Source organism: Subtercola vilae (assembly GCF_004923255.1).
Taxonomy (GTDB): Bacteria; Actinomycetota; Actinomycetes; order Actinomycetales; family Microbacteriaceae; genus Subtercola; species Subtercola vilae.
On the sequence record NZ_QYRT01000010.1, the window covers coordinates 93,053 to 107,980 of the forward strand.

At 65.2% G+C, this 14,928-nt stretch carries 13 protein-coding genes and 1 tRNA gene; 12 read left to right on the plus strand and 2 right to left on the minus strand.

From position 1 onward, the window contains the following. Positions 1–230 precede the first annotated feature (230 nt). Positions 231–671, plus strand: a complete 441-nt coding sequence (locus D4765_RS07475) for a hypothetical protein (RefSeq protein ID WP_136641662.1) — start codon at positions 231–233, stop codon at positions 669–671. A gap of 69 nt (positions 672–740) precedes the next feature. Here the strand turns inward: D4765_RS07475 and bcp are convergent, their stop codons facing one another. Further along, positions 741–1,223, minus strand: coding sequence for a thioredoxin-dependent thiol peroxidase (gene bcp / locus D4765_RS07480; RefSeq protein ID WP_136641663.1), 483 nt, complete (start codon positions 1,221–1,223; stop codon positions 741–743). A 95-nt stretch (positions 1,224–1,318) separates the two neighbouring features. Between bcp and D4765_RS07485 the strand changes: the two genes are divergently transcribed. The 9 genes from D4765_RS07485 (at position 1,319) to D4765_RS07520 (ending at position 11,756) form a co-directional block, all read left to right on the plus strand. After that, a tRNA-Lys gene (locus D4765_RS07485) sits at positions 1,319–1,394 on the plus strand. Between the two features lie 161 nt (positions 1,395–1,555). Further along, positions 1,556–1,684 carry a hypothetical protein gene (locus tag D4765_RS19950; protein WP_272898614.1) on the plus strand — a complete coding sequence of 43 codons (129 nt, stop codon included), beginning with the start codon at positions 1,556–1,558 and terminating at the stop codon, positions 1,682–1,684. 51 nt (positions 1,685–1,735) lie between these two features. Next, a complete protein-coding gene (locus D4765_RS07490; RefSeq protein ID WP_136641664.1) occupies positions 1,736–2,944 on the plus strand; it encodes an ROK family transcriptional regulator in 1,209 nt (402 codons plus the stop codon). A 271-nt stretch (positions 2,945–3,215) separates the two neighbouring features. Then, positions 3,216–4,544 (plus strand): ABC transporter substrate-binding protein, encoded by a 1,329-nt coding sequence (locus D4765_RS07495; protein WP_136641665.1) that lies wholly within the window; start codon positions 3,216–3,218, stop codon positions 4,542–4,544. 87 nt (positions 4,545–4,631) lie between these two features. Beyond that, positions 4,632–5,624: a carbohydrate ABC transporter permease gene (locus tag D4765_RS07500; RefSeq protein ID WP_136641666.1), complete on the plus strand. Its 993-nt coding sequence runs from the start codon at positions 4,632–4,634 to the stop codon at positions 5,622–5,624. After that, the gene (locus tag D4765_RS07505) at positions 5,624–6,505 is read left to right on the plus strand and encodes a carbohydrate ABC transporter permease (RefSeq protein ID WP_136641667.1); all 882 of its coding nucleotides are present in this window, start codon (positions 5,624–5,626) and stop codon (positions 6,503–6,505) included. The genes D4765_RS07500 and D4765_RS07505 overlap by 1 nt, the downstream gene beginning before the upstream one ends. Positions 6,506–6,534: 29 nt before the next feature. Then, positions 6,535–8,880, plus strand: coding sequence for an alpha-xylosidase (yicI, locus tag D4765_RS07510; RefSeq protein ID WP_136641668.1), 2,346 nt, complete (start codon positions 6,535–6,537; stop codon positions 8,878–8,880). Beyond that, on the plus strand, positions 8,877–10,373 hold the full coding sequence (locus tag D4765_RS07515; RefSeq protein ID WP_136641669.1) for a glycoside hydrolase family 1 protein: 1,497 nt from the start codon (positions 8,877–8,879) through the stop codon (positions 10,371–10,373). Before yicI ends, D4765_RS07515 begins: the two co-directional genes overlap by 4 nt. A gap of 9 nt (positions 10,374–10,382) precedes the next feature. After that, the gene (locus D4765_RS07520) at positions 10,383–11,756 is read left to right on the plus strand and encodes a glucose-6-phosphate dehydrogenase (RefSeq protein ID WP_136641670.1); all 1,374 of its coding nucleotides are present in this window, start codon (positions 10,383–10,385) and stop codon (positions 11,754–11,756) included. A gap of 99 nt (positions 11,757–11,855) precedes the next feature. Here the strand turns inward: D4765_RS07520 and D4765_RS07525 are convergent, their stop codons facing one another. Further along, positions 11,856–12,380: a hypothetical protein gene (locus tag D4765_RS07525; protein ID WP_136641671.1), complete on the minus strand. Its 525-nt coding sequence runs from the start codon at positions 12,378–12,380 to the stop codon at positions 11,856–11,858. Positions 12,381–12,591: 211 nt separating this feature from the next. On the opposite strand from D4765_RS07525, the gene D4765_RS07530 reads away from it, so the two are divergent. Together D4765_RS07530 and D4765_RS07535 are read left to right on the plus strand one after the other, a co-directional pair. After that, positions 12,592–13,548 carry a gamma-glutamyl-gamma-aminobutyrate hydrolase family protein gene (locus tag D4765_RS07530; protein WP_136641672.1) on the plus strand — a complete coding sequence of 319 codons (957 nt, stop codon included), beginning with the start codon at positions 12,592–12,594 and terminating at the stop codon, positions 13,546–13,548. Then, the gene (locus tag D4765_RS07535) at positions 13,545–14,912 is read left to right on the plus strand and encodes an aldehyde dehydrogenase family protein (protein ID WP_136641673.1); all 1,368 of its coding nucleotides are present in this window, start codon (positions 13,545–13,547) and stop codon (positions 14,910–14,912) included. The genes D4765_RS07530 and D4765_RS07535 overlap by 4 nt, the downstream gene beginning before the upstream one ends. Positions 14,913–14,928 lie beyond the last annotated feature (16 nt).

Consider the following 14,928-nt stretch of genomic DNA (forward strand, 5'->3'; position numbering starts at 1 on the left):
CTCTTCTGCTTCACTGCACACAACGAGTCGAACCGGCGTGGGTATTCACCGGTTCGATGTCAGTGCCTCACATACCTGTGCGTTGACGCACGGGTAGTGTACAGACCAGCATTTGGGTGCTTGGGATTAATCTCACGTCGCACCCCCACGACATTGTGAGCAACAATCGACCTCAAATATGGTCGCATACTGGTAGTGGCAAATCAAGGTTTTTCTGAAGGCGGGCACTGATGAGCGATCGATCCGATGGGGCCGCCAGCCCTGAATCCGGGCATCCGGTCGCCCCTTTTCGTCGGCCCGTGCTGCTTGTGCTGCTGGGCGTCGTGCTGCTCATCGAGGCCATCGGGCTGCTCGGCACAGGGGCCTGGTTGGTGGCCGAGCTCACCCTCGCTACCGCCGACTCCGTCGCCACGGCCGTGGCCCTCATCGTTCTCGTCTTCGCGGCGGGGCTGTGGGTGCTGGTTGTGGCCATCGGAACCTTTCGCATGCGCAGCTGGACCCGTGGCGCAGCGCTCACCTGGCAGGCACTGCAGATCGTCATCGCCATCTGCTGCTTTCAGGGTCTGTTCGCCGAGCCGGCAGACGGATGGCCGTTACTGGTCGTCGCGCTTCTGGGTGTCGCCCTGCTGCTGTCGCCCCCTGTTGTGGCGGTCACGCGTCGCGACGTGTGAGAACACCAGCCCTGGCGCCAGCCCCGGTTGCCGGCAGGCGTGGTCGCGGCGTGACCGGGCGTGCGCCTGCTACGCGTCGATCTTCAGCTTCTTGCGCAGCGACGCCACGTGGCCGGTGGCCTTCACATTGTAGAGCGGCAACGTGATGGCGCCCTCTTCGTCGACGACGAAGGTCGAACGCAGAACCCCGGTGACCGTCTTGCCGTAGAGCGACTTCTCGCCGTACGCGCCGTACGCCTTGTGCACCTCGAGGTCGGTGTCTGACAACAGCGGAAAGTTCAACCCCTGCGCCTCGGCAAACCCGGCCAGCACGCTCGGGGAGTCTTTCGAAATGCCGAGCACCTGGTAGCCGGCGCCCTTCAACGAATTGATGTTGTCGCGAAAATCGCACGCTTCAGTGGTGCAACCCGGCGTGTTCGCTGCCGGGTAGAAGTACACGACAACTTTCTGTCCGCGAAACTGCGACAGCGAAACGTCGGTACCGCTTTCGTTCTTCAGCGTGAAATCAGGCGCAGCCTGGCCCGCGGTGAGGCGGTTCGAAACATCGGGCACGGTCGTACTCCTCGGGGTTTGCGGTGCGGGTCGAACGGCCCGTCAGACTCATGGTAATGTTTGTCGTCGGCTCGGGTTGTTCACTGAGCCGCCAAGCACCTCTAGCTCAATTGGCAGAGCAACTGACTCTTAATCAGTGGGTTCCGGGTTCAAGTCCCGGGGGGTGCACCACCCTCCCGCCGCCTGCAGAAATGCCGACGGCGGGATTTCTTCGTTTGAAGGGCCGACGATTGCGGGCCCACCCCCTGCTCTGGGGCGGTGATTCACCTGCCCAGAGCAGGCACGGCTGATATTCTGTGGGCAAGCCGACAGACTGGTCGAAGGAGATCGTCATGACACAAACCGAAGTTTCGCGCTCCATTGACCCGAACGCTGCGGCGAAGCGCGCACTCACGGCAACGGGCCTTTCTCTGCTCACCGCAGTGACCGCGGTGCTGGTCATCGTCGCTGTACTGCACTGACCTCGCGCTCTGTCAGCTCCGAGAGCTTCGGCGGCCCGGTAGGGTCGTGACATGTCCCAGCCAGCCGACCTCCCGCAACGGCCCGGCGTAGCGAGCGGCACGACAGAAGAACTCAGGCGCACCAACCTCGCCCGAATCCTGGGTCTTGTGCACCGCGAAGGCCATCTCTCGCGGGCGGAGCTGACCCGGCTGACCGGCCTCAACCGCTCGACGGTGGGCGTGCTGGTCGGTGAACTGCGTGACCTCGAACTCGTCTACGAGAGCATGCCCGCGATCGGCCCGGGCAACCGCGCAGGTCGCCCGAGCCCCATCGTGCATCCGTCGCGCTCGGTCGTCGCCATCGCCGTCAACCCGGAGGTCGACGCCATTCACGTGGGCCTCGTGAGTCTGGGCGGGCTGCTGATCAAGCGCGTACGCATCGAGACAGGCGGGGGACCGTCGTCTCACGAGGTCGTGGAGATCACTCGCGCGGCCGTTGCCGGGCTGCTGGCGGGCGAAGAGGGCCAACTGCGGGTTGTCGGCATCGGGCTCGCTGTTCCGGGCCTGGTGCGCCTCAGCGACGGCCAGGTGCGAAGCGCCGACCACCTCGGCTGGGTAGACGAACCGCTCACCGAGATGATGGCCCAGGCAACGGGATACCGCACGGTCGCGGCCAACGGAGCCCAGCTGGGCATGCGCGCCGAGGGCGTCTTCGGTGCCGGCAGGGGAGTCGACGATCTGGTCTATTTCATCGGAGGGGCCAGCGGCATCGGCGGTGGCGTCATCATCGGGGGCCAGCTGCTGGTGGGCGCCGAGGGGTACGCCTCTGAATTCGGCCACACCTTCGTCGCCTCAAACGGTGCTCTCTGCCCGTGTGGGGCCACCGGATGCTTCGAAGCCGAGGTCACGCAGGCGGCACTGCTCGAGTCGGTGGGCCTTCACCCCTCGCAGGCCGACCTGCTGGTCGAGGCGGTCGCGTCGTCGACCGACGCTCGGGTGGCAGCCCTCGTCGAACACGACCGCGCACTGCTTCGCATCGCCGTGCGCAACGCCGTGAACCTGTTCAATCCGAGCCTCGTGATCGTGGGTGGATTTCTGTCGGCCCTGGTCGGTGAGGGTGAGAATGCGATCGCGACCGTCGCCAACGAGTCGATCGCGGCGTCGCGGGAGCATCTCGTCATCGCACCGGCTGTGCTCGGTGCGGAGCAGCTTCTGATCGGGGCGGGTGAGCTCGTGTTCTCTGAACTCCTGTTCGATCCGGCCGCAATTCTGTCGGTCTAGTCTCGCGCCGAGCCGTCACCGAGCCTTCGTCGAGCCCGCTTCGGGTTGTTTGTGTTTGTAACAAACTAATCTCGATACGCGACACCATGTCGGCGAAAATTCGCGCGTTCGCTGCGATTACCGGGGTCAAGCCGCGTGAAGGTGTCGCGGGCATCCGGAATCGCTCTTGCAAAATGACCTGGACATTGCGTATGTTGTGGATGTAAACAAATGGCATCGGAGTGGCTGCCCAGCACCATGGGCCTCCGCTTCACTTACAAGGAGGTATTTGATGCGCACGAGACTTCTCGCCGCGGGAGCCATCATGGCTGCCAGCGCACTACTGCTCGCTGGCTGCTCGGCCGGTTCGAGCAGTTCGAGCAGCACCGACAGTGTGAACACCAGCCCCGACGGAAAGGGCAAGTCGATCACCCTGTGGGACTACGAAGACGACACCAGCGCAATGGGCATCGCTTGGAAGGCGTCGATCGCCGAATTCGAGAAAGAGACCGGCGCGACTGTGAAGTTCGAAGCGAAGAGCTTCGAGGGGATCCGTTCGACCGCCAGCCAGGTGCTGAACTCGGATGCGGCCCCCGACATTCTCGAGTACAACAAGGGCAACGCGACGGCCGGCCTGCTGGCCAGCCAGGGCCTGCTGTCAAACCTCGACTCCGCTGTTGCGGCCTACGGCTGGGACAAGAAACTCGCCCCGTCGCTGCAGACCACCGCCAAGTACGACGAGAAGGGCATCATGGGCTCTGGCAGTTACTACGGCATTCCCAACTACGGTGAGTTCGTCGACGTGTACTACAACAAAGACATGTTCGCCAAGTACAACATCACGGTTCCCACCACCTTCGACCAGTTCGAGGCTGCGCTGAAGACGTTCAAAGACAACGGCATCACGCCGCTGGCCGAATCGGCCGCCGAGTACCCGCTCGGCCAGCTGTTCTACCAGCTCGCCCTGTCGAACGCGACGCGCAAGTGGGTCACCGACTACCAGACGTACACCGGCACCGTCGACTTCCACGACGCCGACTTCACCTTCGCAGCCAACACGATCAAAGACTGGGTCGACAAGGGCTACATCTCGAGCAGTGTCACCGGCCTGAAGGCCGAAGACGCCGGTACCGCGTTCGAGGCGGGAACGAACCCGATCTTCTACTCGGGTTCGTGGTGGTACGGCCGCTTCACGAAGGAGATCACGAACTTCCAGTGGTCATCGTTCCTGTTCCCCGGTTCAACAATGGCGCCGGGCTCGAGCGGAAACCTCTGGGTCGTGCCTGAGAACTCGAAGAACAAAGACCTGGCCTACAAGTTCATCGACATCACGATGAGCGCGCCCATCCAGGCCCTGATCGGCAACAACGGTGGCATTCCTGTCGCCGCGACGGCCAGTGACATCACCGACCCGAAGAGCAAAGAGCTGATCGACAACTTCAACACGCTCACGGCTCGCGACGGTCTGGCGTTCTACCCCGACTGGCCCACCCCGACCTTCTACGACCAGCTGAACGGCGGCCTGCAGGAGCTCGTGAACGGATCGAAGACGCCCGCTGACTTCCTCACCGAAATCGGCGGCCAGTACCAGACCGGCGTCGACACCATCAAAAAGGGTTAGCAGAACTCGGGGGAGGCGCCGCTCATCGGCGGTTCTTCCCCCGAGCCCTCTGTTCATCATCCAGTTGTCATTTTGAAAGGCAGAGCCATGGCGACGATAGAGACGTCGACGAAGCCGTCGACAGTCAGCACCACCCGAGTGAAGAAGACCCGGGTGCATGAAGAGTCGTTGTTGCCCAACAGCGGAAAAGGCGGGGGCGGCTTCTGGCTCTACCTGATTCCCGGCTTCGTTCTGCTCACCGTCATCGTGGTCATCCCGCTGATCTGGAACATCTACCTCAGCTTCACGTCGTACCGCGGTATCAAGCCGCCCAAGTTCATCGGTCTCGACAACTGGGTCGAGCTCATGGGCGACGCCAAGTTCTGGACCAGTTTCGGCAACAGCATCGCCATGATTGTGGCGATGGTGATCGTTCCCACGCTGCTCGGCCTGGTTCTCGCCGCCATGCTGTTCGACCTGGTCGGTAAGAAGTTCGGCGGCCGTGTGGCCAGCTTTCTGCGGGCCACCTACTATCTGCCGCAGATTCTGCCCGTGGCCATCGCGGCCGTCGTGATCGGCTGGATCCTGCGCCCTGACAACGGCGCCCTCAACGACGTGCTCTCCGCCGTCGGGCTGGGGGGCCTGCAGCACAACTGGCTCGGCAGCCCCGACACGGCGCTTCTCAGCATCATGTTCGTCATGGTGTGGGTGCAGCTGGGCTACCCGGTCGTCATCTTCATGGCAGCACTGCAGCGGGTCGACCCCGAGCTGTACGAGGCAGCAGAGCTCGACGGGGCGAACTGGTTCCAGCGGTTCCGCTCGATCACCGTCACGATCATCCGGCCAGAGATCTTCGTCGTCACGCTCACCAGCACCATCGCCGCGCTCAAGGTGTTCGGCCCCATCTACACGCTGACCCGTGGCGGCCCCGGCACGGCGACCATCGTGCCCAGCTACTACTCGTACAGCGAGTTCTTCCAGAGCCAGCAAGTCGGCTACGGCGCCACCATCGCGACGGCGCTCACGATCGTGACCATCGTCGTGGCTGTGTTCTTCATCAAAGTCCAGAACCGGGCAGAACGAGCGGAGAGTGGGCGCTGATGGCCACCATCGACAGCATCGGGCGAACCACGAAGTTCGTTCCGCGTAAGAAGAAATCCAAGCGCACCGTGGCCGATTGGCTGCTGCTCACCGGCGCTATTGTGGTCGGCCTCGCCATTGCGGTGCCGTTCTACCTCATTCTCATCAACTCGTTCAAGTCGCCCTCTGACTACGCCAGTGGCGGCCCGCTGCAGTGGCCCGCAGCGCTCAACTTCGACGGCATCATCAACTTCTGGAACCGCGTCGCTTTCCCCCAGAAGCTCTGGAACTCGTTCTTCATCTCGGGCCTGGTCGCCATCTTCGCCGTGGTCATCTCGGTGCTGAACGCTTACGCCATCGGTATCGGTCGCGTTCGGGGGCGCACCTGGATCGTCGTGCTGTTTCTGCTGGCGAACGTTCTGCCGCAGGAGGCCCTGCTCTACCCGCTCTACTTCATGTTCAAGCAGGTGGGCCTCTACGACAACGTGTGGTCGGTGATCATCATCTTCACGGTGATTCAGAGCGCTTTCGGCACCTACCTGCTTTCGAGCGTGTACGGCACCTTTCCGAAGGAGATCCTCGAGGCCGCCGCACTCGACGGCGCCAGCCGCTGGACCATTCTCTGGCGCGTCATTGTTCCCATCAGCCGCCCGACGCTTGCCGTCATCGTGATCTTCTTCTTCATCTGGACCTGGAACGAGTTCCTCATCCCGCTCACCTTCTTGGTGAGCAATGCGAACCAGACCGTGCCCGTCGCCATCGCTGTGCTGCAGGGCGACCGGCTGATGGATGTCACGACCACGAGCGCCTCAGCACTGCTCGGCCTGATTCCGACCCTCGTCTTCTTCCTCATCTTCCAGCGCACGCTGACCCGCGGCATCACTGCCGGCGCGGTCAAGTAGCAGCAAACGCACCAACGCAAAGGACTTTCATGAAATTCACCGACGGTTTCTGGCAGCTTCGGCCAGGTGTCACCCCTCTGTACGCGGCCGAAGTGTACGACCTCGAAGCGGGCGAGAACTCCCTTGTCGTCTCGGCGCCCACCAAGGTCATCCAGACCCGTGGTGACACCCTGAACCGGGCGCTGCTGACGGTGACGCTCACGTCGCCGTTGCCGAACATCGTCGGCCTGAAGGTGGAACATTTCACGGGTGGATTGCCCCAGTTCGGCTTCGACCTGGTCGGTGCTGAGGCGGGGCACGGCGAAGTGCAGGTGACCGGCGACCGGGGAACCCTCACCTCGGGAGCCCTCACCGCCACGGTGTCGAAGGGGGCGCCCTTCGCCCTCGAATTCTCGGCCGGCGGGCGTGTGCTCACGACCAGCGGCGACAAGTCGCTCGCGCACATGGAGCTCACCGCGGATGCCGAGGTACCGAGCGGCATTGTGGGTAACGCCCGGGCCGCAGCGAGCGCTCATACCCCGATCAGTGCGCAGGGGCATCCGCTCACCTTCACTCTCGCCCAGCTGTCGCTCGGCGTCGGTGAGCTCGTCTACGGGTTGGGCGAGCGGTTCGGGCCGGTCGTCAAGAACGGCCAGGTGGTCGATGTGTGGAACGCCGACGGCGGCACCTCGAGCGAGCAGGCCTACAAGAACGTGCCGTTCTACCTGACGAACCGCGGCTACGGAGTTCTGGTGAACCACCCGGGGCACGTCTCGTACGAGATCGGCTCTGAGAACGTCGAGCGCGTGCAGTTCTCTGTGCCCGGAGAATCGCTCGAATACTTTCTGATCTACGGCGACACGCCGAAAGAGATTCTCGAACGCTACACGGCGCTCACGGGCCGCCCTGCGCATGTTCCCGCGTGGTCGTACGGCCTCTGGCTGACCACCTCGTTCACCACCGACTACGACGAAGAGACCGTCAACGGTTTCATCGACGCGATGGCCGAACGAGACCTGCCGCTCAGCGTGTTTCACTTCGACTGCTTCTGGATGCGCGAATTCAACTGGAGCGACTTCGAGTGGGATGCACGGGTCTTTCCCGACCCCACCGGCATGTTGCAACGCCTGCACGACAAGAACCTTCACGTCTGCGTCTGGATCAACCCCTACATCGCCCAGCGCTCGCAGCTCTTCGCCGAAGGGGCGGCCCTCGGCTTTCTCGTGAAGCGCCCCGACGGCAGCGTGTGGCAGTGGGATCTCTGGCAGGCCGGCATGGCCCTCGTCGACTTCACGAACCCGGCCGCCACGAAGTGGTACCAGTCGAAGCTCCGCGTGCTGCTCGACCAGGGCGTCGACGCATTCAAGACCGACTTCGGTGAGCGCATCCCGCTCGAGGTCGACTACTTCGACGGTTCATCGCCCGAGCGCATGCACAACTACTACACGCACCTCTACAACCAGGCCGTGTTCGAGGTGCTCGAAGAAGCCCGCGGGGTCGGCGACGCCGTGCTCTTCGCCCGCTCGGCCACCGCCGGCGGCCAGCAGCTGCCCGTGCACTGGGGTGGCGATTCGACCTCGACCTACGACTCGATGGCCGAGACCCTCCGCGGCGGCCTCTCGCTCGCCTTCAGCGGCTTCGGCTTCTGGAGCCACGACATCGGCGGCTTCGAGGGTACGCCCGACGCTGGGGTATTCAAGCGCTGGACCGCCTTCGGCCTGCTGTCGTCGCACAGCCGTTTTCACGGCTCAGACTCGTACCGCGTGCCGTGGGTCTTCGATGAGGAGGCCGTCGATGTCACTCGCGTCTTCACCAAGCTGAAGCTCTCGCTGATGCCCTACCTCTACTCCGCCGGCCTCGCGGCTTCGGCGACGGGCGTGCCCGTTCTCCGGCCCACCCAATTGGAGTTTCCGGATGACCGGGGCGCCGCTCATCTCGACGCGCAGTACCTGCTCGGGGCTGACCTTCTGGTCGCGCCGGTCTTCACCGCCGACGGTTCGGTTTCGTTCTACCTGCCGGCAGGGCTCTGGACCAACTACTTCACCGGAGAGAGTGTCGTGGGCGGCGGCTGGCGTACCGAACAGCACGGGTATCTCACGGTTCCGCTGTACGTGCGGGAGGGCGCTGTGCTGCCGCTGGGGGCTCGCACCGACAGGCCCGATTACGACTACCTCGAGGGGCTGACCCTGCTGGTGTACCCGAGTGGGGCATCCGCAGATCGCGTGAAGGAAGTGACGGTGACGAACCCCGACGGGAGTTCTGCACAGTTCACGATCGAGCGCGAAAGTTCACAGGTTCGCGTGACGTCATCGTCGTCACAGCCGTTCAGCATTAGGGTCGTCGAACACGATCGTCTGATTGTTGCGACAAACGGAGAGGCAGTTTTCACACTGTGAGTACGAATTCGCCCGACTACAGAGACAGCGGCCTTGAGTTTCCGGCCGACTTCACGTTCGGTTCTGCCACGGCCTCGTACCAGATCGAAGGGGCTGCGAACGAAGACGGGCGCGGCCCCTCCATCTGGGATACGTTCAGCCACACGCCCGGCCTCGTCGTCAACGGCGACACGGGAGACGTGGCCGACGACCACTACCACCGGCTCGAAGAAGACCTCGATCTGATGAAGTCGCTGAACCTGCAGGCCTACCGGTTCTCCATCGCGTGGCCGCGCATTCAGCCGACCGGTCGCGGCGAGGCGAACCAGGCCGGGCTCGACTTCTACTCGCGGCTCATCGACGGGCTCATCGCGCGCGGCATCAAACCGGTCGCGACGCTCTACCACTGGGATCTGCCACAGGCCCTCGAAGACGAGGGCGGCTGGCGCGTGCGCTCGACAGCCGAAGCCTTCGGCGACTACGCCACCATCGTGGGCACAGCGTTCGGCGACCGCGTGCACACGTGGACGACGCTGAACGAGCCGTGGTGCTCGGCGTACCTCGGGTACGGTTCGGGGGCCCACGCGCCGGGGCTCGCTTCGCCGGAGGGTGCTTTGAAGGCGGTTCATCACCTGAACCTCGCGCACGGGCTGGCCATCATGGCGCTGCGCGAAGTGGCGACGAACGACCCCGAGTACTCGATCACGCTGAACCTGCACGTGGTGCGCCCGGCCAGCGACAGCGCCGCCGACGCTGACGCCGTTCGCCAGATCGACGCCCTGGGCAATCGCGCATTCACCGGGCCGCTGCTGCACGGGGCGTACCCGGCCGACCTCTTCGAAGACACGAAAGACGTCACCGACTGGTCGTTCGTGTTCAGCAACGACCTGCACATCATCAACCAGCCCATCGACGTGCTCGGGGTGAACTACTACGCGACGAACCTCGTACGCGTGTGGGATGGGGTGAGCCCCCGCGAGAGCGCAGACGGCCACCGAGACGCTCTCGGTTCGCCGTGGCCGGGCGCCGACCGGGTCGAGTTCGTGCAGCAACCCGGCCCGTACACCGACATGGGGTGGAACATCGAGCCGTCGGGGCTCGAAGAGCTGCTGCTCGCGGTTCGTGACGAGTTTCCGGCGCAGCCGTTGATGATCACCGAGAACGGGGCGGCGTTCGACGATGTTGTCTCGTACGATGCGGTCTCGTCTGACGGGGTCTCGTCTGACGTTGGCGGGAGCGCGGCGGGTGCGGCGGGTGCGCGCGTTGCTGCCGTGCACGACGCCCCGCGCATCGACTACCTGCGCCGGCACCTCACCGCGGCCCACCGGGCGCTTTCGCAGGGAGTCGACCTGCGCGGGTACTTCGTGTGGTCGCTGATGGACAACTTCGAGTGGAGCTACGGCTACTCCAAACGCTTCGGAATCGTTCGGGTCGACTACGAGACGCTCGAGCGCCTGCCCAAAGACAGCGCGCACTGGTACAGCCGGCTGGCCGCCACCAACCGACTGCCCTAGGGTGATGTCATGAGTCAGTTGATCGGCACCCTCGTCATTCTCGGAGCGAGCGGAGACCTCTCGTCGCGCCTGCTTCTCCCAGGGCTCGCGCAGCTCCTCACCTCGGAGCCCGAGCGCGCCCTGACGCTCGTGGGCGCGGGGTTCGAGAGCTGGGATGACGCGAAGTGGCACGAGGTCATCACGTCTTCATTCGCCGAGGTGCATGCCACGGGCGACACCGTCGCGGGCATCCTGAAGGGTTCACACTACTTTCAGGCCGACGTCACGAAGCCGGCCGACCTGCAGAAGATCATCGACGCGTGCGACGGGGTGCCGGCGATCTACTTCGCCCTGCCCCCCGCCATCGCCGCTGCAGCCTGTGCCGCGCTGCAGAAGGTGAAGCTGCCCGAGGGCACGACGCTCGCGCTCGAGAAGCCGTTCGGCACCGACGAGCAGAGCGCCATCGACCTCAACGCACTGCTGCTGAAGCTCGTGCCCGAAGAGCAGATTCACCGCGTCGACCACTTTCTCGGCCGCTCGACCGTACTCAACCTGCTCGGCCTGCGGTTCGCGAACCGCATCTTCGAGCCGGTGTGGAACGCCGAGCACATCGAGAAGGTCGAGATCATCTACGACGAGCAGCTCGCGCTCGAAGGGCGGGCGCGCTACTACGACGGCGCGGGGGCGCTGGTCGACATGATCCAGAGCCACTTGCTGCAGGTCATGGCCGTTGTCGCCATGGAACCGCCGTCGACCCTCGACGCGAAAGACCTGCGCGACGCCAAGCAGCTCGTGCTGCGGGCGACCCAGGTGTGGCAGGGCGACGCCATTGCGGCCAGCCGTCGTGCGCGCTACACCGCGGGCGAGGTGCAGGGCCGCCAGCTCCCGTCGTACGTCGACGAGGCCGGTGTCGACCCGTCGCGGGAGACAGAGACCCTCGCTGAGGTCACCTTCGAGATCAACACCTGGCGCTGGGCGGGCATCCCGTTCACCCTGCGCTCGGGCAAAGCGCTCGCCGAGCGACGGCGCGAGATCGTCATCACGTTCAGGGCCGCCCGGCAGCTGCCGGTGGGGCTCAAGGGGCACAACGACCCCACGGTGCTGCGGGTGTTCCTGGCTCCTGACGAGATGTCGCTCGAGATCAACATCAACGGGCCCGGCGACCCCTACGAACTCGAACGCATCAGCCTCGACGCGCACTTCGGCGACGGGCAGCTGTTGGCGTACCGCGAAGTGCTGGCGGGCATCCTCGATGGCGACTCGTCGCTCTCGGTGCGCGGCGACTCGGCTGTCGAGGGCTGGCGCATCGTCGCCCCCGTCGTGAAGGCGTGGCACGACGACCAGGTTCCCATCGACGGCTACCCTGCCGGTTCTGAGGGCCCCACGTTCTGGCCGCGCATCTAAGGCGCTTTGCGCTGGTGCCTCCGCGCGCGCCCTGCGCACACTGCTCGCGGGCGCTGGCGCGGGCGAGGTGCGTGGCGGTGGTGCGGAGCGGTGCAGGCGTCAGGCCGAGCGAGCGGGTTCTGCCCACGTGGCCGGGCTGAGCTGGGCGGCGGCCGCTTCGGCGCGAGCGAGTTCGGCGACCGCGAGATCGGCATGGGTGAAGGCGTGCTCGGCTACCGCGTGGTGTGCGTGGGCCAGGGCGAGCTCGGCGGCAGGCGCCCACGCCGGAGCTACGGTCTCCTCCGTCGTGGCAGGCCGGAGATACGAGGGTGCGTTGACGGCGGCGGCGAGTTCGGCCGACACGGGCACAGCATCGACCGGAGCCAGTGAGACCGGCACCGCCGACGGCATGGTCACCACGACGGCATTGTGCTCGATGAGGCTCGTCACAATGTTGTGCGCAACAGAGGATGCCAGCATGGTGTGAAAGATATCGTCACTGTCAGATGCCTCGCGGCGAGTGATCGCATAGGAGCCCAGAGGCCCGAAATTGCTCAGAAGGGTCTGGTTGACGAGGTCGTACAGTCGTTCCGAACTGATCGATTTCTCGCGCTCGGCTTTCGCCTTCCGCCGCCATCCCATCATGTTGAGCACCTCTCACGCCGCTTACTTAGCTACAGTGTGCGCTGTGCCGCGAATTTGGCGGTCTGACACGCCGATGCGCACCCCAACATCCCGCAGAATCGCAGAATCGCAGTGCACAACGTGCCCGGCGGCGCTGCGTTTATAGGTATGCTCGCGCTACCTTTAGAAATGAGCTGCGCGTGAACCGTCCCGTTGTGCGATTGTGAGCGAGATGTGCAACGACGGTAGCCGCAACAGCGACAACGACAACGACGGTAGCCGCAACAACGACAGCAATGGCGGCGGCAGCGGCGCACGCCCGCTGATCGGCCTCACCACGTACCTCGAGCAGGCGCAGTCGGGGGTCTGGGATGTTCAGGCCGCCTTCTTGCCGAAGGTGTACTTCGACGCGGTGAACCGTGCTGGCGGCATCGCCGTGCTGCTGCCCCCGCAGCCGGCCTCGCACGAAATCGCCCGGTGCGTGCTCGACCGTCTCGACGGGCTCATCATCACCGGCGGCACAGACATTGCGCCCGAAAGCTACGGCCAGGCGGCCCACAGTGCTACAGACCAGCCGCGCCCCGACCGTGACGCGTGGGAGCAGTCGCTGCTCACGGCCGCGCTCGAACGCTCGCTGCCGTTTCTCGGCATCTGCCGCGGAGCCCAACTGCTGAACGTGACCCTCGGCGGCACCCTGCACCAGCACCTCCCCGACCTCGCGGGCAGTCGCCGCTACCAGGCCGGCGGTGGCACCTTCTCGCGCGTCGGCGTCGACATCGACCCCACCTCGAGACTGGCCGGTCTCCTGGCCCATCCCACTGCAGCCCACCACCTCACCCTCGACGTGCCGGTGTACCACCACCAGGCGATCGACCGCCTCGGCCGCGGACTCCGCGTCACCGCCGCCACCGACGACGGAATCGTCGAGGCCATCGAACTCGACGGCGCGGCCTTCGCGCTCGCCGTACAGTGGCACCCCGAAGAGTCACCCGACGACCTGCGCCTCTTCGCCGGCCTCGTTTCGGCAGCTCGCACCTTCGCCGCCGACCGCGCCGCAGCCTCACCCACGAATCGACCGCCCACCGCCCCCGCCCCATCGTGGAGTCGAAATTTGCTGCACAAAGCCGATTCTGCAGCAAAAAACGACTCCACAGCAGTGGTCGACAGCGCAGAACGAGGGCACGGATGAGCCGCTTCAGCATTATCAACCCAGCCGACGAGACACTGGTGCAGCAGATTGAGCACCTGGAGCTCGAGCAGGTCGACGACGCCATCGAGCGCGCGCGGCAGGCCCAGCGGCGGTGGGCACGGCTGGCGCCGGCTGAGCGCGCGGCCCACCTGCGCGCGTTCGCCGCGGCAGTCGACGCCGACTCCGAGTATCTGGCCCGGCTCGAGACGCAGAACTCCGGGCATCCGATCACCCAGTCGCGTTGGGAGGCCGGCCACGTGCGCGACGTGCTCACGTACTACTCCGCGGCCCCTGAACGGATGCTCGGCCGGCAGATTCCCGTGGCGAACGGCATCGACCTGACCTTTCACGAGCCTCTCGGCGTGGTGGGCATCATCACGCCCTGGAACTACCCCATGACCATCGCCTCGTGGGGTTTCGCGCCCGCGCTCGCCGCCGGGAACGCGGTGGTGTTGAAACCGGCCGAGTACACCCCGCGCACGTCGCTGCGCCTCGCAGAATTGGGGCTGGCGGCGGGGCTGCCCGACGGGCTGTTGCAGGTACTGCCGGGTGCCGGCCCCGTGGTGGGCGCGCGGTTCGTGTCGCACCCCGACGTGCGGAAGGTGGTCTTCACCGGCTCCACTCGAACGGGCAAAGCCGTCATGGCGGGCTGCGCCGACCAGGTGAAACGCCTCACGCTCGAACTCGGTGGCAAGAGCGCCAATATCGTCTTCGCCGACAGCGACCTCGAGCTGGCAGCCGCCTCGGCGCCCTCGGCCGTGTTCGAGAACGCCGGCCAGGACTGCTGCGCGCGCAGCCGCATCCTCGTCGAACGGAGCGTGTACGACCGCTTTCTCGAGCTGCTCGAACCGGCCGTGAAGGCGTTCACCGTGGGCGACCCGGTGAGCGAGAAGACCGATATGGGCCCGCTCATCTCGGCCGCGCACCGAGCGAAGGTTCAGAGCTACGTGCCCGACGACCACACCCTCGCGTTTCGCGGCACGGCGCCAGGCGGCCCCGGATTCTGGTTCGCCCCCACCGTGCTCACCCCCGACCGCGCCAGCCGCGCAGCCACCGAGGAGATCTTCGGCCCGGTCGTCTCGGTGTTCCCGTTCGACGACGAAGCCGACGCCATCGCGTTCGCGAACAGCGGCGACTACGGCCTCAGCGGATCGATCTTCACCACCGACCTCGCCCGCGCCCTGCGTGTCTCCCGTGCGGTCGAATCGGGCACCCTGTCGGTGAACTCGCATTCTTCGGTGCGCTACTCGACCCCCTTCGGCGGGTTCAAGCAGTCGGGGTTCGGTCGTGAGTTGGGCCCGGATGCTCCGCTCGCCTTCACCGACACCAAGAACGTCTTCATCTCCCTGCCGCCCACCTCCTGATCCCACCCCCGCCTCC